The sequence below is a fragment of the Pedococcus sp. P2_F6 genome, assembly GCF_056403675.1.
On the sequence record NZ_JBFUEZ010000003.1, the window covers coordinates 35,605 to 57,027 of the forward strand.

At 69.7% G+C, this 21,423-nt stretch carries 26 protein-coding genes; 11 read left to right on the forward strand and 15 right to left on the reverse strand.

The features are described 5' to 3' along the window. The first annotated feature begins 43 nt into the window (after window positions 1–43). Window positions 44–1,558 (forward strand): alpha,alpha-trehalose-phosphate synthase (UDP-forming), encoded by a 1,515-nt coding sequence (locus tag AC1DWP_RS08030; RefSeq protein WP_477613945.1) that lies wholly within the window; start codon window positions 44–46, stop codon window positions 1,556–1,558. Continuing rightward, complete coding sequence (gene otsB / locus AC1DWP_RS08035) at window positions 1,555–2,325, forward strand: trehalose-phosphatase (protein WP_477613946.1); 771 nt, start codon at window positions 1,555–1,557, stop codon at window positions 2,323–2,325. Before AC1DWP_RS08030 ends, otsB begins: the two co-directional genes overlap by 4 nt. 89 nt (window positions 2,326–2,414) lie before the next feature. Here otsB and AC1DWP_RS08040 read toward each other — a convergent pair whose 3' ends face one another. Further along, on the reverse strand, window positions 2,415–2,615 hold the full coding sequence (locus AC1DWP_RS08040) for a hypothetical protein (protein ID WP_477613947.1): 201 nt from the start codon (window positions 2,613–2,615) through the stop codon (window positions 2,415–2,417). On the opposite strand from AC1DWP_RS08040, the gene AC1DWP_RS08045 reads away from it, so the two are divergent. Both AC1DWP_RS08045 and AC1DWP_RS08050 read left to right on the forward strand, forming a co-directional pair. Next, complete coding sequence (locus AC1DWP_RS08045) at window positions 2,608–3,015, forward strand: DUF6318 family protein (RefSeq protein WP_477613948.1); 408 nt, start codon at window positions 2,608–2,610, stop codon at window positions 3,013–3,015. The two genes, AC1DWP_RS08040 and AC1DWP_RS08045, sit on opposite strands and share 8 nt — an antisense overlap. A gap of 296 nt (window positions 3,016–3,311) precedes the next feature. Next, window positions 3,312–3,887, forward strand: coding sequence for a hypothetical protein (locus AC1DWP_RS08050; protein ID WP_477613949.1), 576 nt, complete (start codon window positions 3,312–3,314; stop codon window positions 3,885–3,887). 341 nt (window positions 3,888–4,228) lie between these two features. Here AC1DWP_RS08050 and AC1DWP_RS08055 read toward each other — a convergent pair whose 3' ends face one another. After that, a complete protein-coding gene (locus AC1DWP_RS08055) occupies window positions 4,229–5,242 on the reverse strand; it encodes a LacI family DNA-binding transcriptional regulator (RefSeq protein WP_477613950.1) in 1,014 nt (337 codons plus the stop codon). A 270-nt stretch (window positions 5,243–5,512) separates the two neighbouring features. Here AC1DWP_RS08055 and AC1DWP_RS08060 point away from each other — a divergent pair, with 270 nt between their 5' ends. From AC1DWP_RS08060 to AC1DWP_RS08070, 3 genes are all read left to right on the forward strand, one after another. After that, a complete protein-coding gene (locus AC1DWP_RS08060) occupies window positions 5,513–6,625 on the forward strand; it encodes an ABC transporter ATP-binding protein (RefSeq protein WP_477613951.1) in 1,113 nt (370 codons plus the stop codon). 168 nt (window positions 6,626–6,793) lie between these two features. Continuing rightward, window positions 6,794–8,083 carry a DUF4032 domain-containing protein gene (locus tag AC1DWP_RS08065; RefSeq protein WP_477613952.1) on the forward strand — a complete coding sequence of 430 codons (1,290 nt, stop codon included), beginning with the start codon at window positions 6,794–6,796 and terminating at the stop codon, window positions 8,081–8,083. A 59-nt stretch (window positions 8,084–8,142) separates the two neighbouring features. Further along, window positions 8,143–8,763, forward strand: a complete 621-nt coding sequence (locus AC1DWP_RS08070) for an RDD family protein (RefSeq protein WP_477613953.1) — start codon at window positions 8,143–8,145, stop codon at window positions 8,761–8,763. A gap of 48 nt (window positions 8,764–8,811) precedes the next feature. On the opposite strand, the gene AC1DWP_RS08075 is transcribed toward AC1DWP_RS08070, so the two are convergent. The 5 genes from AC1DWP_RS08075 to cysS form a co-directional block, all read right to left on the reverse strand. Then, on the reverse strand, window positions 8,812–9,132 hold the full coding sequence (locus AC1DWP_RS08075) for a CD225/dispanin family protein (protein WP_477613954.1): 321 nt from the start codon (window positions 9,130–9,132) through the stop codon (window positions 8,812–8,814). Between the two features lie 137 nt (window positions 9,133–9,269). After that, window positions 9,270–9,713, reverse strand: coding sequence for a DUF2752 domain-containing protein (locus tag AC1DWP_RS08080; RefSeq protein WP_477613955.1), 444 nt, complete (start codon window positions 9,711–9,713; stop codon window positions 9,270–9,272). 21 nt (window positions 9,714–9,734) lie between these two features. Continuing rightward, a complete protein-coding gene (locus AC1DWP_RS08085) occupies window positions 9,735–10,046 on the reverse strand; it encodes a CD225/dispanin family protein (protein WP_477613956.1) in 312 nt (103 codons plus the stop codon). Window positions 10,047–10,133: 87 nt separating this feature from the next. Beyond that, on the reverse strand, window positions 10,134–11,126 hold the full coding sequence (gene rlmB / locus AC1DWP_RS08090; RefSeq protein WP_477613957.1) for a 23S rRNA (guanosine(2251)-2'-O)-methyltransferase RlmB: 993 nt from the start codon (window positions 11,124–11,126) through the stop codon (window positions 10,134–10,136). Window positions 11,127–11,137: 11 nt separating this feature from the next. Beyond that, window positions 11,138–12,577, reverse strand: coding sequence for a cysteine--tRNA ligase (gene cysS, locus AC1DWP_RS08095; protein ID WP_477613958.1), 1,440 nt, complete (start codon window positions 12,575–12,577; stop codon window positions 11,138–11,140). A gap of 79 nt (window positions 12,578–12,656) precedes the next feature. Here cysS and AC1DWP_RS08100 point away from each other — a divergent pair, with 79 nt between their 5' ends. Further along, the gene (locus tag AC1DWP_RS08100; RefSeq protein WP_477613959.1) at window positions 12,657–13,043 is read left to right on the forward strand and encodes a hypothetical protein; all 387 of its coding nucleotides are present in this window, start codon (window positions 12,657–12,659) and stop codon (window positions 13,041–13,043) included. Here the strand turns inward: AC1DWP_RS08100 and AC1DWP_RS08105 are convergent. From AC1DWP_RS08105 to ispF, 3 genes are read right to left on the reverse strand one after another with little or no spacing between them, the layout of a single operon-like run. Then, window positions 12,991–13,674 (reverse strand): MBL fold metallo-hydrolase, encoded by a 684-nt coding sequence (locus tag AC1DWP_RS08105; protein ID WP_477613960.1) that lies wholly within the window; start codon window positions 13,672–13,674, stop codon window positions 12,991–12,993. The genes AC1DWP_RS08100 and AC1DWP_RS08105 overlap by 53 nt on opposite strands. Beyond that, window positions 13,674–14,759 carry an S-(hydroxymethyl)mycothiol dehydrogenase gene (locus tag AC1DWP_RS08110; protein ID WP_477613961.1) on the reverse strand — a complete coding sequence of 362 codons (1,086 nt, stop codon included), beginning with the start codon at window positions 14,757–14,759 and terminating at the stop codon, window positions 13,674–13,676. Before AC1DWP_RS08110 ends, AC1DWP_RS08105 begins: the two co-directional genes overlap by 1 nt. A gap of 10 nt (window positions 14,760–14,769) precedes the next feature. After that, window positions 14,770–15,273 (reverse strand): 2-C-methyl-D-erythritol 2,4-cyclodiphosphate synthase, encoded by a 504-nt coding sequence (gene ispF, locus AC1DWP_RS08115; RefSeq protein WP_477613962.1) that lies wholly within the window; start codon window positions 15,271–15,273, stop codon window positions 14,770–14,772. Between the two features lie 74 nt (window positions 15,274–15,347). On the opposite strand from ispF, the gene AC1DWP_RS08120 reads away from it, so the two are divergent. Beyond that, window positions 15,348–15,941 carry a GNAT family N-acetyltransferase gene (locus AC1DWP_RS08120; protein ID WP_477613963.1) on the forward strand — a complete coding sequence of 198 codons (594 nt, stop codon included), beginning with the start codon at window positions 15,348–15,350 and terminating at the stop codon, window positions 15,939–15,941. Here the strand turns inward: AC1DWP_RS08120 and ispD are convergent. Both ispD and AC1DWP_RS08130 read right to left on the reverse strand, forming a co-directional pair. Further along, a complete protein-coding gene (gene ispD / locus AC1DWP_RS08125) occupies window positions 15,938–16,609 on the reverse strand; it encodes a 2-C-methyl-D-erythritol 4-phosphate cytidylyltransferase (RefSeq protein ID WP_477614605.1) in 672 nt (223 codons plus the stop codon). The two genes, AC1DWP_RS08120 and ispD, sit on opposite strands and share 4 nt — an antisense overlap. Further along, a complete protein-coding gene (locus AC1DWP_RS08130; protein ID WP_056922091.1) occupies window positions 16,606–17,088 on the reverse strand; it encodes a CarD family transcriptional regulator in 483 nt (160 codons plus the stop codon). Before AC1DWP_RS08130 ends, ispD begins: the two co-directional genes overlap by 4 nt. A gap of 219 nt (window positions 17,089–17,307) precedes the next feature. Here AC1DWP_RS08130 and AC1DWP_RS08135 point away from each other — a divergent pair, with 219 nt between their 5' ends. Further along, window positions 17,308–17,859 carry a hypothetical protein gene (locus tag AC1DWP_RS08135; RefSeq protein WP_477613964.1) on the forward strand — a complete coding sequence of 184 codons (552 nt, stop codon included), beginning with the start codon at window positions 17,308–17,310 and terminating at the stop codon, window positions 17,857–17,859. A gap of 1 nt (window position 17,860) precedes the next feature. Here AC1DWP_RS08135 and AC1DWP_RS08140 read toward each other — a convergent pair whose 3' ends face one another. Then, window positions 17,861–18,544: a winged helix-turn-helix domain-containing protein gene (locus AC1DWP_RS08140; protein ID WP_477613965.1), complete on the reverse strand. Its 684-nt coding sequence runs from the start codon at window positions 18,542–18,544 to the stop codon at window positions 17,861–17,863. After that, the gene (locus tag AC1DWP_RS08145) at window positions 18,541–19,743 is read right to left on the reverse strand and encodes a sensor histidine kinase (RefSeq protein WP_477613966.1); all 1,203 of its coding nucleotides are present in this window, start codon (window positions 19,741–19,743) and stop codon (window positions 18,541–18,543) included. Before AC1DWP_RS08145 ends, AC1DWP_RS08140 begins: the two co-directional genes overlap by 4 nt. A 169-nt stretch (window positions 19,744–19,912) precedes the next feature. On the opposite strand from AC1DWP_RS08145, the gene phoU reads away from it, so the two are divergent. Beyond that, window positions 19,913–20,602 carry a phosphate signaling complex protein PhoU gene (phoU, locus tag AC1DWP_RS08150; protein WP_477613967.1) on the forward strand — a complete coding sequence of 230 codons (690 nt, stop codon included), beginning with the start codon at window positions 19,913–19,915 and terminating at the stop codon, window positions 20,600–20,602. 60 nt (window positions 20,603–20,662) lie between these two features. Here the strand turns inward: phoU and AC1DWP_RS08155 are convergent, their stop codons facing one another. Then, complete coding sequence (locus tag AC1DWP_RS08155) at window positions 20,663–21,397, reverse strand: phosphoglyceromutase (RefSeq protein ID WP_477613968.1); 735 nt, start codon at window positions 21,395–21,397, stop codon at window positions 20,663–20,665. Window positions 21,398–21,423 lie beyond the last annotated feature (26 nt).

Consider the following 21,423-nt stretch of genomic DNA (forward strand, 5'->3'; position numbering starts at 1 on the left):
ACATAGGGTTGCCACTGCAACTACACCGTGGAGTTGATTTTCTGTGCCTCGCAGCCAGCAGCAGTTCGACCTGGTCATCGCCGCCAACCGATTGCCCGTGGACCGGGTCGTGGACGCCGACGGGCAGGAGTCCTGGCGGACCAGCCCGGGCGGTCTGGTCACCGCCATGGAGTCGGTCATGCGCGGCCGCGAGGGTGCCTGGGTCGGGTGGCACGGAGAGGCGGGCGAGTCCCCCGAGCCGTTCGTCGAGGACGACATGTACCTGCGCCCCGTGCCCCTGTCCGAGGACGAGGTCGCCCACTACTACGAGGGCTTCAGCAACGACACGCTCTGGCCGATCTACCACGACGTCATCGTCCCGGCGACGTTCCACCGGTACTGGTTCACCGCCTACGAGACGGTCAACCGTCGGTTCGCGGAGGCGGTCTGCGAGGTCGCCGCGAAGGGCGCGACGGTGTGGGTGCACGACTACCAGCTGCAGCTGGTGCCCGCGATGGTTCGCGAGCTGCGTCCAGACGTGCGGATCGGCTGGTTCGACCACATCCCCTTCCCGCCGGTCGAGCTGTTCGCCCAGCTGCCCTGGCGCCGGGCCGTGCTCGAGGGGTTGCTCGGAGCGGACTACCTCGGGTTCCAGCGGGTCGCGGACGCGCAGAACTTCGTCCGTGCCTGCCGGCAGTTGCTGGGGCTGCCCACCAAGGGGGACACGGTCTCGGTCTCGCGCGCCGACGACAGCCGGCGGGTGCGGGCCAGCGCCGTCCCGATCTCCATCGACTACGTCGGGCTCGAGGCGGTCGCCAAACAGCCCGAGACCCAGCAGCGCGCCAAGGAGATCCGCGAGTCGCTCGGCAACCCCCGCACGCTGCTCCTCGGCGTGGACCGACTCGACTACACCAAGGGCATCGGGCACCGGATCAAGGCCTACGGGGAGCTCCTCGAGGAGGGCCAGGTCTCGCCGCCCAACGAGGTCTTCGTGCAGGTGGCCACGCCGAGCCGCGAGAGGGTGGCTGCGTACCGCGAGCTGCGGCACGAGATCGAGGGCGAGGTCGGACGCCTCAACGGAGAGCACAGTCGCATCGGTTCGCCTGCGGTCCAGTACCTCCACCACTCCTACCCGCGGCAGGAGATGGCAGCGCTGTACCTCGCCGCCGACGTCGTCCTCGTGACCCCGCTGCGCGACGGCATGAACCTCGTCGCCAAGGAGTACGTCACCTGCCGTCACGACGAGGGCGGTGCGCTGGTGCTCTCGGAGTTCACGGGGGCCTTCCACGAGCTGCACCAGGCGTTCGTCTGCAACCCGCACGACATCGAGGGACTGAAGCAGACGATCATGCGGGCGATCGAGACGCCCGAGAAGGAGAAGCGGCGCCTGATGCGGTCGATGCGTCGCCGCGTCGCCGACCACGACGTGCAGCGGTGGGCATCCCGGTTCCTCGAAGCCCTCGCCGTCGCGCCGGATCGACCGCAGCGCACCACCAAGGAGCAGAAGGCCGACGACGAGCACGCCACGGCCGACCGCAAGGCGCGCGACCTGCACAACGCCGAGGACTCCATCCCGTGAGCCTGCCCCCTGGACTGACGGAGGCCATCGACGAGTTAGCTTCTGCGACAACGGTGCTCGTCGCGTCTGACTTCGACGGCGTGCTCGCGCCCCTCGTCCACGACCCGATGGCATCGCGCGCCCTACCGGGCACGATCGAGAGCCTCGAGGGCCTGGCGGCCCTTCCCTCCACGTATGCCGCGGTGGTGTCCGGACGCGACCTCTCGACCCTGACCCAGCTCACCGGCCTGGCCGACAGCGCCGTGGTGCGGATCGGCAGCCACGGGGCGGAGACCAGCTCCGAGGTCGGTCGCGGCCTGAGCGACGACGAAGCGCAGGCACTCCACCGGGTCACCGACGACCTCAAGGACCTGTGCGTCGGGCTGCCCCCAGGTGTCTCGCTCGAGTTCAAGCCGACCGCCGTGGTCCTGCACACCCGCCGGATGGCCGACGAGTCCGCCGCGCGCGATGCCGAGGCGGCGGCGCTCGAGGTGACCACCCGGCATACCGGACTGCACGTTCTGCACGGCAAGCACGTGGTGGAGGTGAGTGTGGTGCGAGCGGACAAGGGCACCGCGCTGGTCGCCCTGCGCGACGAGGTGGGGGCGGACGTCGTCGCCTACGTCGGCGACGACGTGACCGACGAGGACGCGTTCCGGGCGCTGGGGCCGGACGACCTCACCGTCAAGGTCGGTCCCGGCGAGACCGCTGCGCGGTTCCACGTCGACTCCCCCGAGGACGCCGCCGAGGTCCTGCAGCTGGTGTTCGACCGACGCTCCGGGCGGTAGGGCGGTCTCGGCGGGTGTCCGCGCTGTGGATGGTGCTGGGCCAGTTGTCATCTGTTTGCGTAGAGTCGCGTGCGATCGGGTAGCGGGGGCTACTGAGGGGGATCGACCGTGGGTTCTGTGCGTGCGTATGCCGCGTCCGGCCTTGGCGTGGCGCTGGCCCTGGTGGGGTGTTCGTCTGGGGGCGCCGACCCGCCGGTTGGAGGTTCGACGACGTCGAGGAGTGCGACGAGCTCACCGCCGAGCAGGTCGGCGACGACGAGCTCGCCTCCCACGACTGCTGCCGTGGACATCCCGGCGGCGGCAACGGCGCACACCCCGGAAGGCGCCGAGGCTTTCGTGCGCTTCTTCGTCGAGCAATCCAACGTGGCTTGGACCAAGCCCGCGGCAGGACTACTCCCGCCGTTGAGCGATCCGGGTTGTATCGCGTGCAAGGGACTTGAGACCACGGCCTCCGAATTGGTCACCAAGAAGCAACGCTATGTCTCAGCCCCAATCACCCAAATCCGGACAACAGCGGTTTCCGGTGCGGTGGCTGCGCGCCAACTGATCCGTCTCACCGCCAACCAGAACCGGGTCAAGGTCGTGGACGCTGCCGGGACCGAAGTGAGAACGGACCCTGCCATGAAAATCGCGAGGACCGTGCTACTCATCTGGGGGGATGAACAGTGGCGAGTATTCGACGCACAGTGACTGCTGTTTGCCTTGGCTCTGTCCTCGTCCTGGCTCCCGCGGCCGCCTGGGCCGCGGACGGTTGGGGCGGCCTGTTCACGGGTGGTGGCTCCCGAACGACTCTGTTCGACCGCGCGGAGTTGTTAGCGATCCATGCTCAGGCGGCTGCAACTGCCGCGAAAGCGACGAGACATGAGTACGCGTCGGTCTCGAACTGTGGGTCGAACTCGCCCGACAATCCGAACGCGGATGACCTGTGCACCGAGGCCGCGGCCTTCTGCGCCGGCAACACGCCGGCGCAGGGGCTTGGGCCGAGCGTGCGGTTGTTCCGTCGCACCGTTGACGCTGCGGCGAGTGCGACTGGGCAGTGGGTGCAGTACGGGATCACGTGCTTCCCCGAGGACGCCCCTGGCGCGCGGCCGGTGGTGACGATGGCGATGGTCCTGGCCGCCTTCCACGACACCGCGTTCGCGAGGCCGACGCTGGAGGTCCAGCCCAAGGGCAACGTGACCCTCGTGACCCTGCCGACGTACTTCGAGACCCGATGGCCGGACGCCGGCTACGAACCGGGCGAGATCGACCACGTGAACCGGGCGCGGATGGCGGGCTTCCGGGTGGAGATCCGGCCGCGGGCCAAGAGCATCACCTACGTCTACGGTGATGGCACGACTAGCGGACCAACCACCTCTCTGGGAGGTCCCTATCCGGAGGGCGACATCACCAAGTCGTACGCGAAGTCCGGCGACTTCACGGTCCGGGCCGATGCCACGTACACGGGCGAGTTCCGCGTCAACGGTGGCGAGTGGATCGATATCCCTGGCGACGTGACGATCCAGGGCACCCCCGAGAGCCTTCACGTGAAGACAGCCAAGGCGAGGCTCTACACCCGCTGACCGGCGCCCAGTGCCGACGTGTTGCCGGCAGAACGTCACCGACCCCCGAAATCAGGGGTCCCGTGACCACCAGGACGCAACAAGTCCCGCCCGCACCGACGTGTTGCCGGCAGATCGTCACCGACCCCCGAAATCGGGGGTCCCGTGACCACCAGGACGCAACAAGTCCAGCCCACGCCGACGTGTTGCCGGCAGATCGTCACCGACCCCCGCAATCAGGGGTCCCGTGACCACCAGAACGCAACAAGTCCAGCCCACGCCGACGTGTTGCCGGCAGATCGTCACCGACCCCCGATCCCGGGCCTCCCGTGACCACCAGGACGCAACAAGTCGCAGCAGCTTCAGCGGCTGGGCGCGGCACCGGTGGAGGCGCGCACCACGAGCTCGGGCCGGAACACGTACTCGGCTCGCGGGGAGGGCTCCCCGGCGATCTCGTCGAGCAGGGCTCCGACGGCGGCCTCGGCCATCGCCTGGACGCTCTGGCGCACGGTCGTCAGCGGCGGGTCGGTGAACGCGATGAGGGGCGAGTCGTCGTACCCCACCACCGAGAAGTCCGCCGGCACCTGCTTGCCAACCCGCCGTGCCGCCCGGATCGCGCCCAGGGCCATCAGGTCCGAGCCGCAGACGACGGCCGTGCAGCCCTTCTCGATCAGCCGCGCCCCGGCGGTGTCGCCACCTTCGACGGAGAACATGGTCCGCTCGATGAGCTCGTCGACGTCGTCGCGACCGAGCAGGTTCCTCATCGACGCGCGGAACCCGTCGATCTTGCGGATGACCGGGACGAAGCGCTCCGGCCCGACGGCCAGCCCGATCTGGGTGTGGCCGAGCTGGACGAGGTGGGTCAGCGCGAGCTCCATCGAGGCGACGTCGTCGTTGGAGATGAAGGGCGCGTCGATGCCCTCGCAGTAGCCGTTGACCAGCACGATCGGCAGCTCGCGCTCGCGCAGGGTGATGTACCGCTCGGGATCGGTCGTGACGTCGGCGTGCTGGCCCGAGACGTAGATGATCCCGGCGACGCCGCGATCCAGCAGCATCTGCACGTACTCGTCCTCGTGCACCCCGCCCGGGGTCTGCGTGCACAGCACCGGCGTGAACTGGTGCCGGGCGAGCGCCGTCTCGATGATCTGCGCGAACGCCGGGAAGATCGGGTTGGTCAGCTCCGGAACGATCAGCCCGACGAGGTCGGCGGTCTTGCGCCGCAGCCGCGACGGGCGGTCGTAACCCAGGATGTCCAGCGAGGTGAGGACGGCCTCGCGGGTGGACTCGGCCACCCCGGGCTTGCCGTTGAGCACCCTGCTGACGGTCGCCTCGCTGACGTCGGCATGCGCCGCGATGTCAGCCAGTCTCGCCTTCATGGCCGCGACGGTAGCAAGAACTTGCAGGCTTGACCGCCGACACCCTGCAAGAACTTTCAGGTATGCCGCGTGCGCGCCGCGGCCCCGCGGCATACCTGTCGCTTGCGCAAACGTTTTCATCCCGCTGCCCGCCGGCCGGACCAGCACTGGCGCAACGCCCCCTGCTGGGCCAGACTGAGGCCACCGCGGACACCGACGTCAGCGGCGGCAGCACCCTTTACAACGGATCGTCCGGCACGTTCCTGCCGGTGAAGGAAAGGCAACGAAGCCATGGCAACAGTCAAGTTCGACGAGGCAACCCGGCTCTACCCGGGCAACGACAAGCCCTCGGTTGACAAGCTCAACATCGACATCGAGGACGGCGAGTTCCTCGTCCTGGTCGGTCCCTCCGGATGTGGCAAGTCCACCTCCCTGCGCATGCTCGCGGGCCTCGAAGAGGTCAACGCCGGCAAGATCTGGATCGGTGACCGTGACGTCACCAACCTGTCCCCCAAGGACCGCGACGTCGCGATGGTGTTCCAGAACTACGCGCTCTACCCCCACATGACGGTGGCCGACAACATGGGCTTCGCGCTCAAGATCGCCGGCGTCGACAAGGGTCAGATCCGCAAGCGCGTCGAAGAGGCCGCCAAGATCCTCGACCTCGAGCAGTACCTCGAGCGCAAGCCGAAAGCCCTCTCCGGTGGCCAGCGCCAGCGCGTCGCGATGGGTCGCGCCATCGTGCGCTCCCCCCAGGTGTTCCTGATGGACGAGCCGCTGTCGAACCTCGACGCCAAGCTCCGCGTCCAGACGCGCACCCAGATCGCCTCGCTGCAGCGTCGACTCGGTGTCACCACCGTCTACGTCACCCACGACCAGGTCGAGGCCATGACGATGGGTGACCGCGTCGCGGTCCTCAAGGACGGCCTCCTCATGCAGTGCGACACCCCGCGCCGCATGTACGACCACCCGAACAACGTCTTCGTCGCCGGCTTCATCGGCTCGCCGGCCATGAACCTGCTCGACGTCGATGTCGCTGACGGCGGCGTCAAGGTCAGTGGCAGCGTGATGCCGGTCGACCGCGAGGTCCTGGCGAAGGCGCACGGCAAGTCGATCACGATGGGCGTGCGACCCGAGGACCTCGAGCTGACCACCGAGTCCGGCGGCGGCATTCCCGTCACCGTCGACGTGGTCGAGGAGCTCGGCGCGGACGCCTACATCTACGGGTCCGCCAAGGTGCACCAGCACATCGAGGCCGACGAGGACAGCGACGCACCGGAGAAGCCGTTCATCGCCCGTGTCGACGGCCGCAAGCCCCCCAAGAAGGGCGAGACGGTCTACCTGGCCCCCAAGCAGGGGCACCTGCACCTGTTCGACGCGGAGAACGGCCAGCGCCTCAGCTAGGCCCCCCGCGGCTCGTATGCCGGGTGGCCGGCTCCCGTGCGCGGGGGCCGGCCACCTCGGTTTCTGGCCCGACGATTCATGGCCCGACGATTCATGGCCCCAGGCGTGGATCTCACCTGTGTGGAACGATGTTGACGCTGCCCACGACACCAGAGCGAGGCTGAGGACGTGGCACTACAGATCACCGCGGCACGACCTGACCCGGCCCTGCTGGACCTCCCCTGGGAGCTCCCCCTCGAGACCTGGCCGGAGGAGCACCTCGCTGCCCTTCCCCGCGGCATCTCGCGGCACGTGGTGCGGTTCGTCAAGCTCTCGGGACGGGTCCTGGCCGTCAAGGAGATCAAGGCCGACATCGCGGCGCGCGAGTACCAGATGCTGCGGATGCTGGGGAAGCTCGACCTGCCGTGTGTCGTGCCGTTCGGCGTCGTCAGCGGACGGGAGGACACCGACGGCGAACCCCTCGACGCCTGCCTCATCACCCGGCACCTCCAGTTCTCGCTGCCCTACCGCGCCCTGTTCAGCCAGTCGCTGCGCCCGGACACCTCGACCCGACTGATCGACGCGTTGGCCGTGCTGCTGGTCCGGCTGCACCTCGTCGGCTTCTGGTGGGGCGACGTGTCGTTGTCCAACACGCTGTTCCGCCGCGATGCCGGCGCGTTCGCGGCATACCTCGTCGACGCGGAGACCGGTGAGCTGCACCAGACGCTGACCTCAGGGCAGCGCGAGCACGACCTCGACATCGCTCGCGTCAACATCGCCGGCGAGCTGATGGACCTCGAGGCCGGCGGCTTCCTCGAGGCCGGCGTCGACCCGGTCGACACGTCCAACCGCATCGTCACCCGCTATGGCGACCTGTGGGCCGAGCTCACGGGCCTCGAGCGGTTCGAGAGCGGTGATCGGTGGCGCGTCGACGAGAGGATCCGCCGCCTCAACGAGCTCGGCTTCGACGTCGACGAGCTCTCGATCTCGACCGACATCGGGGGGACGACGATCCAGATCCAGCCCAAGGTCGTCGACGCCGGCCACCACTCGCGGCGCCTGCTGCGGCTCACCGGCCTCGACGTCGAGGAGAACCAGGCTCGTCGGCTGCTCAACGACCTCGACTCCTACCGCGCGGACACCGACCGCCAGAACGACGACGAGGAGATCGTCGCGCACGACTGGCTGGCCAAGATCTATGAACCCATCACCCGCACCGTCCCCCGCGACCTGGCCGGCAAGCTCGAACCCGCTGAGCTGTTCCACGAGGTCCTCGAGCACCGCTGGTACCTCTCCGAGCGGGCCGGGCGCGACATGCCGATCGAGGACGCGATCCGCGACTACGTGTCGACGGTGCTTCCGAGCAAGCCCGACGAGGCGACCGTGGTGGGCGTCGACACCGTCGAGATGCCGGTGGTGGCGATGTTCGACGACACCGTCGACGACGACCCGCGCCCTTCGCCTCGGCACCAGGCCTAGCACCGCTAGGGTGACGGCGCCCGCACGACCCACGACGTGCGCCGACCGCAGGGGGAACAGTGCCCGACCAGCCCGACCAGCCAACCGCACCGCTCCCGCCCCAGCCGGCGCAGCCATGGACTCAGGCGCCCGCCTACGGCGCACCCCACGGGTATGCCGGCCAGACGGCATACGGGGTCGGCTCGCCCTGGGGGCCGCTCGCCGGCTGGGGCACCCGGGTGGCGGCCATGCTCCTTGACAGCCTGCTCCAGCTGCTCGGCCTGGTGCCCTACGTCGTGGGGCTCATCCTGTTCGTCGTCGGCGCGCCGGACTCAGGCGGGTCCGACAGCAGGTACTCGGACTACGCGCCGACCACGGAGGGCAACCCGGGCCTGATGGTCGGCGGAGGCCTGCTCGTGCTCGCGGGCCTGCTCCTGATGCTCGGCATCCAGATCTGGAACCGCGCCTTCAAGCAGGGCCGCACGGGACAGAGCGTGGGCAAGAAGGTGATGGGCATCAGGCTGGTCGACGAGGGCACGGGACAGCCGATCGGCGCCGGGATGTCGTTCGTGCGGGACCTGGCGCACACGCTGGACGGGTTCGCCTACGTCGGCTACCTCTGGCCGCTCTGGGACGACAAGCGACAGACGTTCGCGGACAAGATCCTCAGCACCGTCGTGGTCGAGACGCCCAAGGGCTGACTGACCAAGTCCACCGGCACCTATGACCAGGTGGCTCCTGGCTGAGGGTCAGGAACCGTTGCTCATGGCGGCGACCACGACGACGAAGAAGAGCCACACCAGGGCGCCCGCCACGCCAGCGATCGCCGACCACATCGCGAACTTCCTGGCCTTTTCCGAGGCGTCGGCTGCGCCGGCGACATCGCCCGCCTGCCACTTGCTGTTGACCTGGGCCGCGTAGACGATGGACGCGACCCCGAGCGGCAGGCAGCACAGGATGGTCGACAGGATCGCCCAGACCAGGTAGTTCGGCGGCGGGGCGCCAGCCACTCCAGCGGGGTTGTAGCCGGTCGCGGCCGGCGGAGGCGGCGGGTTGCCGTAGTCAGACATGGCGATTGCGTCCCTTCGGGGTGTGCGGGCGCCGCTCCCCCCAATGGGCGCGACAGGGCGAAACGCTAGCGGACGCAACCCGACTCGCGCCGGGAGTCAGGTAGGGAAGGGCCAAACGGACCGATCGGCGGGCGCGCTCAGACGGGCGAGAGCCAGGTCCAGCCGGGCACGTTGCGGAGCACCCAGAACGCCAGCACCAACGTCAGCAACGCGTACAGGAGCCGGGGAGGCGCCACCCAGGTCCGCGGCAGTCCGCGCCACAGCCGCCGCGCCCAGAGGACGAAGGCCACGACGAGCCCGCCCGCAGCGAGCACCAACAGGGGGTTGCGGGCCAAGGCGCCCGCGACGTCACCGTGGGCGAGGTCGTGCAGGGCGCGCAGCGAGCCGCACCCCGGGCAGTAGTAGCCGGTCACCGCCAGGAAGGGGCACGTCGGGTAGTGACCCGGCTGGTTGGGGTCGACCACCGCAACGAGGGTGGTCACGGCCGCGGCCGCGGCCAGGACCAGGCCGGGCACACGCAGCGCCCCGAGCCCCCGTGCGGCGACGGGTGGTGCGGGGCGCTGCGGTACCACGGCGGTCATGGCTGCCTCGGAGACCGAGACCTACTTGTTCAGGTTCGGCAGGACGAAGGCGAAGTAGAGGCCGTTGACGACGACGCCGACGACAGCCGCGATCATGGCGAAACGCTTCGCCTTCTCGGACGAGGCGCGGGCGCCGGCGGCATCGCCCGCCTGCCACTTGCCGTTGACCTGGGCCGCGAAGACGATCGAGGCGATGCCCAGCGGGAGGCAGCAGAAGATGGTGGACAGAATCGCCCAGACGAGGTAGTTCGGCGGCGGCGTGCCACCGGCGGTCGCCTGGTTGAAGCCGGGCGCGGGCGGAGGAGGCGGCGGCGGGGTGCCGTAGTCAGACATGCGGTTGGTCCCTTCGAGTGTTCGAGCGCCGCTCCCCCATGGGCGCGACAGGGCGAAACGCTAGCGGATTCGTCCCGTTTCGTGTGGTCAGATCGCCCGACGTCGTGCGACTTCGTACAGCGCGACTCCCGTGGCGATGCCTGCGTTGAGGGACTCGACGGCCGAGGACATGGGGATCGACACGATCTGGTCGCAGTTCTCCCTGACCAGGCGGGAGAGGCCCTTGCCCTCCGACCCGGTCACGATGACGATCGGCTCGGTCGCGAGCTCGAGGTCGGGCAGCTGTACGTCGCCTTCCATGTCGAGCCCGAGGATGAAGAAGCCCGCCTTGCGGTACTCCTCCAGCGCGCGCGTCAGGTTGGCGGCCAGCGCCACGGGGACTCGGGCTGCGGCACCCGCCGACGTCTTCCAGGCGCTGGCGGTCATGCCGACCGAGCGACGCTCGGGCACGACCACGCCGTGGCCGCCGAACGCCGCCACCGAGCGGATGATGGCGCCGAGGTTGCGGGGGTCGGTGATGCCGTCGAGGGCAACCACGAGGGGTATGCCGGGTGCTTCCGGGTCGATGAAGTCGTGGGGGTGCGCGTACTCGTACGGCGGGACCTGCAGGGCCAGGCCCTGGTGGACCGCACCGTCGGTGAGCCGGTCCAGCTCGCCGCGCGGGGTCTCCAGGATCGCGATGCCCCTGGCGGTGGCGATCTTGAGGGCTTCCCGGACCCGGTCGTCGGAGTCGATCCGGCCGGCGACGTACATCGTGGTCACGGGCACCTCGGCACGCAACGCCTCGACGACCGAGTTGCGCCCGGCGACGATCTCGCTCGAGACCTTGCCCCGGCGGGATCCACCGCGGCTGGCGCTGGGTCGAGCGCCAGGCTTGGGCCCGCCCGACCTGGATCCGCCGGCTCGCTTCTCGGCGGCGGTGGCCATCCGGTTGGCCTTGTGCTTGGGACGTTCCTCGGCCTTGGGCGTCGGGCCCCTGCCCTCGAGGCCGCGACGACGTTGACCGCCGGAACCGACCTGGGGCCCCTTCTTCGACGCGCCCTTGCGAACGGCGCCACGTCGCTGGGAGTTGCCAGCCATGGGTGTTCCTCTCAGCTCTCGCGGCGGGCGAGCGACCAGTTCGCTCCCGACGCCGTGTCTTCGATGACGATGCCGGCCGCGCCCAGCTGGTCGCGGATCGCGTCCGCCGTGGCGAAGTCGCGCGCCGCCCGGGCCGCCGCGCGGGCGTCCAGCTGCACGCGGACCAGTGCGTCGAGCGCATCGTGGGCGTCTCCGGCACCGGCATCGCTGCCGCCGCCCCAGTGCGGGTCGAGCGGGTTGATGCCGAGCAGGTCGGTCATGGCCACGACGGCGCCGAACGCGGTCGCCAACGCCTCGTCGTCACCGTCGTCGATGGCGGTGTTGCCCGCCCGGACGGTGTCGTGGACGACGGCGAGCGCGCCCGAGACGTTCAGGTCGTCGTCCATCGCCGCGGCATACGCCTCAGGCACGGTGGTGTGGTCCGGCGCGGTGGACGTTCCCTCGGGGAGGGCGCGCAAGGCGCGGGCGAGGAAGCCCTCGATGCGCTCGACGGCCGCCTCGGCCTCGCGCAGCGAGCCCTCGTGGTACTCGATCGTGGACCGGTAGTGGGCCGCCGTGAGGTAGTAGCGCAGCGCCAGCGGGCGGGCGACCTTGGTGACCTCGGAGACGATCAGGCTGTTGCCGAGCGACTTGCTCATCTTCTCGCCACCCACGGTGACCCAGGCGTTGTGCAGCCAGTAGGTCGCGAACCCGAGGCCGGCGGCGTGCGACTGGGCCTGCTCGTTCTCGTGGTGCGGGAAGCGGAGGTCGACGCCACCACCGTGGATGTCGAAGGAGTCGCCGAGGTACTTCCGCGCCATGGCCGAGCACTCGAGGTGCCAGCCCGGCCGACCGGTGCCGAACGGCGTGGCCCAGGACGCGGTGACCGGCTCGGACTCCTTGCGTCCCTTCCAGAGGGCGAAGTCACGGGGGTCACGCTTGCCCCGGGGGTCGGCGTCCTCCGCGGCCTCCATGTCGTCGATCTTCTGGTGCGTCAGGGAGCCGTACTCGGGGAAGCTCTTGACGTCGAAGTAGACGTCGCCGCTGTCGTCCGTCGCGGCGTAGGCGTGGCCCTTGTCCACGAGGGTCTCCATCAGGGCGACCATCTCGGGAATGTGGCCGGTGGCGCGCGGCTCGTAGGTCGGGGCCAGCACCCCGAGCGAGTCGAGCGCAGCGGCCGTCGCCACCTCGTTGCGGTAGGACAGCGCGAACCACTGCTCCCCCGCGTCGGCGGACTTGGCGAGGATCTTGTCGTCGATGTCCGTGACGTTGCGGACGAGCGTCACGTCGTAGCCGTGGCGACCCTCGAGCCACCGGCGCAGCACGTCGAACGCCACAGCGAACCGCACGTGACCGATGTGGGGTGCGCCCTGGGTCGTGAGCCCGCAGATGTAGATGCCCACCCGACCAGGTTCCAGAGGGGTGAAGTCGCGCAGCTCACGCGCGGCGGTGTCGTACAGGCGAAGACTCACGGCGCAAGGCTACCTGCGCGAGCACCACCCACCGAAACGCTAGGTTGAGCCCCCACATCGAGCACCAGGGGGTTTGGTCGTGCTGTTGGGACTGTTCGGCATCGAGGGGGTGAGTGTCCTGACGGAGCTCACCATCGTCGGCCTGCTCGGCGCGGCCTACGTCGTGCGCAAGCGCGGGGGCGGCGAGCGCTGGGCCCGGTGGGGCGGGCGCGGCTTCGGGCTCCTCGCCATCGAGAGGGTCTGCTCGATCGTCACCACGCAGTGGCTGCTGCACAGCTCCCTCCCGATGTACTACCGAGTTCGACGGATGGAGATCTTCACCCTCGCGGAGTGGCTCATCTCGGTGGCCGGCCTGGCACTGCTCGTGGCCGCCGTCCTGGTCGGGCGAGGAACACCCGGGCTGGCACCCGTCGTCAGTGACCGCGGTCGAGCCACTCCTGCAGGTGCGGAGCCTCCGCCCCGATGACGGTCGAGTCGCCGTGTCCGGTCAGCACGACGGTCTCGTCGGGCAAGGTGAGGAGCCGGTCGCGGATCGACTCGATGATGGTCGGGAAGTCGCTGTACGACCGCCCCGTCGCGCCGGGCCCGCCGTTGAACAGCGTGTCCCCCGTGAAGACGACGTCCAGGGCCGGCACGTAGAGCGAGCACGACCCCGGAGTGTGGCCCGGCGTGTGGATCACGTGCAGGTCGACGTCACCGACCGTGATCACCTGGCCGTCAGCCAGCTCGCGGTCGGGGGTGACGGGATACACCTGGTCCCAGAGCATCCGGTCCGCAGGATGCAGGTATGCCGGGGCGCGTGTGCCGTCGCACACCTCGGCGACGGCGTTGATGTGGTCGTTGTGGGCGTGGGTGGAGATGACGGCGGTGACCCTGCGCTGGAGGTCGATCGACTTCACGATCTTCCTGCCGTCGTGGGCCGCGTCGATGATGACGCACTCCTTGTCGTCACCGACCACCCAGACGTTGTTGTCCACCTCCCAGCTGCCTCCGTCCAGCTCGAACGTCCCGGAGGTGACGATCCGATCGACGCGCACGCCACCCGCGGAGGGCGAGATGACCGGCATACCCGGGTCCTGGTCGTCAGCCGCGGCCATCAGAGGACCACCACCGAGCGGAGGACCTCGCCGCGTTCCATCTTGTCGAAGGCGCCCTCCACGTCACCCAGCCCGATCCGCTCCGACACGAACGCGTCGAGGTCGAACCGGCCCTGCCGGTAGAGGTCGACCAGCATCGGGAAGTCACGGCTGGGCAGGCAGTCGCCGTACCAGCTGGACTTGAGCGCACCACCGCGGCCGAAGATCTCGATCATGGGCAGGGTGACCTGTTTGTCGGGGGTGGGAACGCCGACGAGCACCACCGTGCCGGCCAGGTCGCGGGCATAGAAGGCCTGCTCGTAGGTCTCCGGGCGGCCGACCGCCTCGACGACCACGTCCGCGCCGAACCCGCCCGTCAGCTCACGGATCCGCTCGACGACGTCCTCGTCCCTGCCGTTGACGGTGTGGGTGGCGCCGAAGGTCCGGGCAGTCTCGAGCTTTCGGTCGTCGACGTCCACCGCGATGATCGTCGTCGCACCGACCACGGAGGCCCCGGCGATGGCGGCGTTGCCGACGCCACCGCACCCGATGACGGCGATCGAGTCGCCGCGACCCACGCCACCGGTGTTGACGGCGGCACCGAATCCGGCCATCACCCCGCACCCGAGCAGGCCCACGGCCGCCGCGTCGGCCTCGGCGTCGACCTTGGTGCACTGCCCGGCGGCGACCAGGGTCTTCTCGATGAAGGCGCCGATGCCGAGCGCAGGGCTGAGCTCGGTGCCGTCCTCGAGGGTCATCTTCTGCGTGGCGTTGTGGGTGTTGAAGCAGTACCAGGGCTTGCCCTTGGTGCAGGCCCGGCACTGCCCGCATACCGCGCGCCAGTTGAGGATCACGAAGTCACCGGGCGCGACCTCGGTGACGCCCTCGCCGACGGACTCCACGACGCCCGCCGCCTCGTGCCCGAGCAGGAACGGGAACTCGTCGTTGATGCCGCCCTCGCGGTAGTGCAGGTCGGTGTGGCAGACCCCGCAGGAGTGGACCTGGACCACGGCCTCGCCGGGTCCGGGGTCGGGGACGACGATGTCGACGAGCTCGACGTCGGCGCCCTTGCTGCGGGCGATGACGCCCTTGACGGTCTGCGGCATGCGGGGCTCCTCAGTTGGTGGGGCGGACGAGGGCAGTCGCGATCGCGGCGATTCCCTCGTCGCGACCGGTGAGCCCCAGGCCATCGGTGGTCGTCCCGCTCAGCGACACCGGTGCCAGTGCGCACCCTGTCATGGCTTCCTGCGCCTCCGCACGGCGTGTCCCGATCTTCGGACGGTTGCCGATCACCTGGACGGCGACGTTGCCGATCTCGAAACCCGCCTCGCGCACGAGCCGGGCCGCCTCGCCCAACAGGGTCAACCCCGAAGCCCCCGCGAGCTCGGGGCGGTCGGTGCCGAAGTGCACCCCGAGGTCACCGAGGCCGGCGGCCGAGAACAGCGCATCGCACGCCGCGTGACAGGCGACGTCCGCGTCGGAGTGCCCCTCGAGCCCGGTGAGGCCCGGCCACAGCAGGCCGCCCAGCCACAGCTCGCGACCCGAGCCCTCGGGCGCGAAGGCGTGCACGTCCACGCCCACGCCCGTGCGCGGCATACCGGTGGTCCCCATGGCGTCCATCCAACCACCCGGGACTCCCGGGACCCGGATAACGAGGTGAGCCGGGCACGCCCGAGCCGTTAGCGTTGCCGCGCATGAGCACCCCGACGCAGGCGCTGGCCGTCCCCGTCCTCGCCGGCGACTTGGTGACCCTTCGGCCGCACTCGTCGGACGACCTCGACGCGATCTACGAACGGTGCGTCGACCCGCTGACCAAGCGCTTCACGACGATCCCGCTGGAGTACACCCGCGAGATGGCGCAGGACTACCTCTCGGGCCTGCTCGAACCCTCACCCGTCCTCATCTCGTGGGGCATCGAGGTCGAGGGCCGCTATGCCGGGACGATCGACCTCCGGGTGCTGCCCGTGGACGACGGTGCAGGCGATCTCGGCTACGTCACCCACCCGGCGTTCCGGGGGCGGGGCGTGATGTCCGAGGCGGTCCGGCTCGTGGTCGTCCACGCCTTCGACACCCTCGGCTGGCAGACCGTCCGCTGGGAGGCGCACGCCGGCAACTGGGGCAGCGCCAAGGCGGTCTGGCGCGCGGGGTTCCCGGTGCCGGCCTTCGTGCCCGATCTGTTGATCGAGCGCGGCCGGCTCGTCGACGGCTGGATCAGCACGCTCCACGCGCCTGCCCCTGCCGGGCCGATGACCCCGTGGGACGAGTTCGTCGCGGCCCTGACGCCCTAGTCCGCGACGTGGCGTTCTGCCAGGGCCAAGTCGTCCGGCGTCGTGATCTTGAAGGCGAGCCGGTCTCCGTCGACCACGCGCACGTGGCCGCCCATCCGCTCGACCAGGGCTGCGTCGTCGGTCGCCTGCCCACCTGAGGAGTGGGCGTGCACCAGCACCTCACGCAGGAACGCCTGCGGTGTCTGGATCGCCCGCAGCTGGGTGCGGTCAGGCGTTGCGGTGACGCGACCAGCCGCGTCGACGACCTTGACGGTGTCCGTGACGGGTATGCCGGGGACGACGGCCGGGTGCCCCGACCGCACCTCGTGCACCAGGCGGGAGAACAAGCTGGCCGGCGCGAGGGCGCGGGCCGCGTCGTGGACCAGCACGATGCCGTCGTCGGGGCGCAGCGCCGCGAGACCTGCTGCCACGGAGTCCGTGCGCTCGGCGCCACCGGCGACCACGTCCACGTCGTCGGGCCGGCTGCTCCGGGACGCGATCGCGCCCGCCTCCCTCAGGTGGGAAGCGGGCGCGACCACGACTACGTGTGAAACCTCAGGCGCCGTCAGGGCGCGCTGGACGGCGTGCTCGAGCAACGGCATACCCGCCACGACCACGAAGGCCTTGGGCTGGGTGGCGCCGAGCCGGGTGCCTTGCCCTCCAGCGACGAGGACGACGGCAACGCTCAGGAGGCGAGCACCTCGTCGAGGATTGCCTCGGCCTTGTCCTCGTTGGTCTTCTCGGCGAGCGCGAGCTCGGAGACGAGGATCTGACGAGCCTTGGCGAGCATGCGCTTCTCGCCGGCCGACAGGCCACGGTCCTTGTCACGACGCCACAGGTCGCGAACGACCTCGGCCACCTTGATGACATCGCCGGAGGCGAGCTTCTCGAGGTTGGCCTTGTAGCGGCGCGACCAGTTGGTCGGCTCTTCGGTGTGGGGAGCGCGAAGGACTGCGAAGACCTTGTCGAGCCCTTCCTGTCCGACGACGTCCCGGACGCCGATGTCCTCGCAGTTGTCTGCGGGAACCTCGATCGTCAGGTCGCCCTGGGCCACCTTGAGCTTGAGGTAGATCTTCTCCTCGCCCTTGATCGTGCGGGTATTGATTTCTTCGATGAGTGCAGCCCCGTGGTGGGGGTACACGACCGTCTCGCCGACCTTGAAAACCATGTGCTGTTTTCCCCTTTCGCGACTCTCAGAATATCACGCCACGCCGACGTCGGGAAAGCCAGCCAGAATGCGTTTGCGCAGGTCAGGGGCGCGCAAAGGCCTTGCGGGGCAACGAATTCGGTCTTGACAGAATGGTCACTTCCGTGCAACGCGCACGGGTGCGCACTCGGGTGCAGAGGGTCGGCGCGCGGCCGGCACCCGGCCGGTAGGCTGTCTCCCGTGACCCGCCGAACCCCGCTGGCCCGCCGTTCCGGAGGCCGTTCCACCAGTCCGCGCCCTTTGCTGCGACGCCTGCTCCCGGTCGCGGTGGTCGGTGCCGCCCTCGCGCTCTCGGCCTGCCAGACGCAGTCGCCGATGCAGACCGACGTCCCCTACGTCGCGGCCGACGGTGTCCCCGTTGACCTCGGCGCCGTGCAGCTGCGCGACCTCGTCGTCGTCAGCGGCGGCAAGGACAAGGCCGGCGTGCTGTCGGCGTCGGTCAGCAACAACAGCAGCGAGGCGCAGCGCATCGCGTTCGCCCTGCCGCAGGGCCAGCCCGTGTATGCCGAGGCGCCGGCCCACTCCGAACGTCGCCTCTCCGACGCGACCCAGGTGCAGCTGCCGGGCGTGCCGGTCAGCCCCGGCGACGTCGTCACGCTCAGCGTGCAGTCGCCGAGCGCACCCGCCGTCGTCGTGGTGGTGCCGGTGCTGTCGGCCAGCGGGTACTACGCCTCGCTCGCCCCGACCAACCCGCCCGTCGCGGCCACCCCCACGGCGACGGCGACTCCCTGACTCAGTCGGACTCGAACTTGTAGCCCAGTCCGCGCACCGTCACGATGTGCCGGGGGTCGGCCGGGTCGGGTTCGATCTTGGCGCGCAAGCGCTTCACGTGGACGTCCAGCGTCTTGGTGTCGCCGACGTAGTCACTGCCCCAGACACGGTCGATGAGCTGCATGCGCGTGAGCACGCGGCCGGTGTTGCGCAGCAGCATCTCGAGCAGCTCGAACTCCTTCAACGGGAGCTGGGTCGGCTCCCCCGAGACGGTGACGATGTGCCGCTCGACGTCCATGCGCACCGGACCGGCCTCGATCGTGGCGGGCAGCAGGTCCTCGGGCTCGGACAGCCTGCGCAGCACAGCCTTGATCCGGGCCAACAGCTCGCGGGACGAGTAGGGCTTGGTCACGTAGTCGTCCGCACCGATCTCGAGACCCACGACCTTGTCGATCTCACTGTCCTTGGCGGTGAGCATGATGACGGGGACGTTCGAGCGCGACCGGATCGCGCGGCATACCTCGGTGCCGGACAGGCCCGGGAGCATCAGGTCCAGGAGCACGAGGTCGGCACCGGCCCGGTCGAAGTCGGCGAGCGCCTCGGGTCCGGTCTCGGCGACGGCGACCTCGTAGCCCTCCTTGCGGAGCAGGTAGGACAGGGGGTCCGAGAACGAGATCTCGTCCTCGACGACCAGGATGCGCGTCATGCCGGGGTGTCTCCTCGGGTCGGGTGCGGCTGCTCTGCTGAAGGGCTGGGCGATGGGCGCGAGGACCCGGTCCGGTCGACCGCGGCGGGTAGGCGGATGGTGAAGGTCGACCCGCGCCCTTCCTCGCTCCACACGTCGACGTCGCCGCCGTGGTTGGCGCAGATGTGCTTGACGATGGCCAGGCCTAGACCCGTCCCGCCGGTGGCGCGGGAGCGCGCGTCGTCGACGCGGTAGAAGCGCTCGAAGATGCGCGTCTGCTCGCTCGCCGGGATGCCCTGCCCCTGGTCGGTGACGGTGATCTCGACCATCTCGCCCGCGAGGCGACCGGCGACGGCGACCCGGGTTCCGGGCTCGGAGTAGGCGACGGCGTTGCCGATGAGGTTGCGGACGGCGGTGACGAGCAGGGCCTCGTCGCCGAAGACCTTGAGGTCGGCAGCGCAGGCCTCCGCGATGTCGATCTGCTTGGCGTCGGCGCCGACGCGCGAGTAGTCGATCGCCTCGTGCACGGCTGCCGTCACGTCGACCAGCCGGGGTTCGTGGAGGGTGTCGGCCACCTGCAGGCGCGACAGGTCGACGATCTCCTTGACGAGCTGGGCCAGCCGATGGCTCTCGACCTGCATCCGCGAGGCAAACCGCTCGACCGCCTCGGGGTCGTCCTTGGCGTCCTGGATCGCCTCGGCCAGCAGGCCCAGCCCGCCCACCGGGGTCTTGAGCTCGTGGCTCACGTTGGCCACGAAGTCGCGCCTGACCTCCTCGACGCGCTGGGCCTGGGTGTGGTCCTCGACCAGCAGCAGCACGTGGCTGCTGCCCAGCGGGGCCACCCGGGCGTGCATGATCGAGCGGGCCTGGCCGAGCGGGCCGCGGGCCAGCTCGAGCTGGGACTCACGGATGACGCCGTCGCGGCGGACCTGCCTGGCCAGGTGGCGCAGCTCGCGGTGGACCAGCTCCTTGCCCTTGACCAGGCCGTAGGCCGCGGCGGACGGTGAGTTGTTGATGACCTCGTCGGCCGAGTCGACGACGATGGCGCTGGAGCGCAGCACCGCGAGGACGTCGGCCACCCCCGACGGCAACGGCGTGACCGGAACCGTCGGCGGCACACTGGTCTGCTGTCGCTCTGAGTAGCGCACGGCGATGACGGCAAGGGCGCCGGTCAGCAACCCGGCGAACCCGGCCAAGACGGCAGCGCTGGTCGCATCCACCCCATCAATGTACGGTGCGGAACATCCCCTTCCGAGCACGAAACGACACCCCAACGCACGGCCGTACCCAGATGTTCACCTGAGGTCACCCGATCGTTCACTGCCCCGTGGGAGCCTCGGCTCGCACACCTCACCACGCCCACCCGTGCCCAACACCCCTAGGGAAGCAATGCGCAACGCCTTTCACGAGGACCTGGACACCATCTCCGACCAGCTGGTCGAGATGACGCGTCTGGCCGGGTCCGCCATGGCCCGGGCCACGACGGCCCTGCTCGACGCCGACATCCAGCTGGCCGAATCGGTCATCAAGGCCGACAAGGAGCTGGATCGCATGCGCGAGGACCTCGACGCGCTCTCGACCGACCTCCTGGCCCGACAGCAGCCGGTCGCCACAGACCTGCGCATGGTCGTCACCAGCATGCGGATGAGCGCCGACCTCGAGCGAATGGGAGACCTCGCCCGGCACGTGGCCAAGGTCGCGCGGCTGCGCTACCCCGACTCCGCCGTGCCGGCCGACATCCGAGCGACGATCCTGCAGATGGGCCAGGTGGCCGAGCGCATCGTCGCCAAGTGCGGGCAGGTCATCGCTGCCAAGGACGTCGAGGACGCCAAGACGCTCGAGCGCGACGACGACGCGATGGACGAGCTGCACCGCACGCTGTTCAGCCACCTCATCGACGGGACGTGGAAGCACGGCACCGAGGCCGCCGTCGACATGACCCTCGTGGGTCGCTACTACGAGCGCTTCGCCGACCACGCCGTGTCGGTCGCCCACCGCGTCGTCTACCTCGTCACCGGTGAGTGGGACGTCGCCGAGGACCACGAGGAGCAGGAAGACCGCGCGACCGGTCCGCAGTAACCGCCTGGCGCGGCACTCACCTCGCGCGCCACTCACCTCGCGCGGCAAAACGGCCGCGCGCTAGCGGCCCTGGTTGGCGACGGCTGCGGCGGCCTCGGCAGCGGCCTCGGGGTCGAGGTACTCCCCCGGCTTGGTCGGCATGAAGTCCTCACCCAGGGTGTAGACGAGCGGCTGGCCGGTCGGGATGTTCAGGGCGGCGATGTCCTCGTCACTGATGCCGTCGAGGTGCTTGACCAGTCCGCGCAGGCTGTTGCCGTGGGCCGTGACCAATACCGTCTCACCGGCCCGCAGGTCGTCCTGGATCGGCCCCTCCCAGTAGGGCATGAACCGCTCGATGACGTCCTTGAGGCACTCGGTCCGCGGCACGTCGATGCCGGCGTAGCGCGGGTCGCCGCTCTGGTCGAACTCGGACCCGGCCTCGATCGGCGGCGGCGGCGTGTCGAACGACCGCCGCCAGAGCATGAACTGGTCGTCGCCGTACTTGTCGCGCGTGGCCGCCTTGTCGAGCCCCTGGAGCGCGCCGTAGTGGCGCTCGTTGAGCCGCCAGTCGCGCCGGACCGGGATCCAGTGCCGGTCCGCTGCGTCGAGTGCGAGGTTGGCCGTGTTGATGGCGCGCCGAAGCACCGACGTGTGCACGACGGTGGGCAGAACTCCCTTGTCCTTCAACAGGTTTCCACCGTTGACGGCCTCCTCGCGACCCTGGTCGTTCAGGTCGACGTCGACCCAGCCGGTAAAGAGGTTCTTGGCGTTCCAGTCGGAGTGCCCGTGGCGCAGCAGGATGAGGGTGTATGCCATGCGGGCCAGCCTAGCGAGGCAACGCG

Bases quoted from the DNA above. Each gene is read 5' to 3' on its own strand.
- AC1DWP_RS08040 (WP_477613947.1), bottom strand. From the start codon at position 2,615: ATGTCCACGGCAGCAGTCGTGGGAGGCGAGCTCGTCGTCGCCGACCTG.
- AC1DWP_RS08055 (WP_477613950.1), bottom strand. From the start codon at position 5,242: ATGAAGGCGAGACTGGCTGACATCGCGGCGCATGCCGACGTCAGCGAG.
- AC1DWP_RS08060 (WP_477613951.1), top strand. From the start codon at position 5,513: ATGGCAACAGTCAAGTTCGACGAGGCAACCCGGCTCTACCCGGGCAAC.
- AC1DWP_RS08075 (WP_477613954.1), bottom strand. From the start codon at position 9,132: ATGTCTGACTACGGCAACCCGCCGCCTCCGCCGGCCGCGACCGGCTAC.
- AC1DWP_RS08080 (WP_477613955.1), bottom strand. From the start codon at position 9,713: ATGACCGCCGTGGTACCGCAGCGCCCCGCACCACCCGTCGCCGCACGG.
- AC1DWP_RS08085 (WP_477613956.1), bottom strand. From the start codon at position 10,046: ATGTCTGACTACGGCACCCCGCCGCCGCCTCCTCCGCCCGCGCCCGGC.
- rlmB (WP_477613957.1), bottom strand. From the start codon at position 11,126: ATGGCTGGCAACTCCCAGCGACGTGGCGCCGTTCGCAAGGGCGCGTCG.
- AC1DWP_RS08105 (WP_477613960.1), bottom strand. From the start codon at position 13,674: ATGGCCGCGGCTGACGACCAGGACCCGGGTATGCCGGTCATCTCGCCC.
- AC1DWP_RS08110 (WP_477613961.1), bottom strand. From the start codon at position 14,759: ATGCCGCAGACCGTCAAGGGCGTCATCGCCCGCAGCAAGGGCGCCGAC.
- ispF (WP_477613962.1), bottom strand. From the start codon at position 15,273: ATGGACGCCATGGGGACCACCGGTATGCCGCGCACGGGCGTGGGCGTG.
- AC1DWP_RS08120 (WP_477613963.1), top strand. From the start codon at position 15,348: ATGAGCACCCCGACGCAGGCGCTGGCCGTCCCCGTCCTCGCCGGCGAC.
- AC1DWP_RS08130 (WP_056922091.1), bottom strand. From the start codon at position 17,088: ATGGTTTTCAAGGTCGGCGAGACGGTCGTGTACCCCCACCACGGGGCT.
- AC1DWP_RS08140 (WP_477613965.1), bottom strand. From the start codon at position 18,544: ATGACGCGCATCCTGGTCGTCGAGGACGAGATCTCGTTCTCGGACCCC.
- phoU (WP_477613967.1), top strand. From the start codon at position 19,913: ATGCGCAACGCCTTTCACGAGGACCTGGACACCATCTCCGACCAGCTG.
- AC1DWP_RS08155 (WP_477613968.1), bottom strand. From the start codon at position 21,397: ATGGCATACACCCTCATCCTGCTGCGCCACGGGCACTCCGACTGGAAC.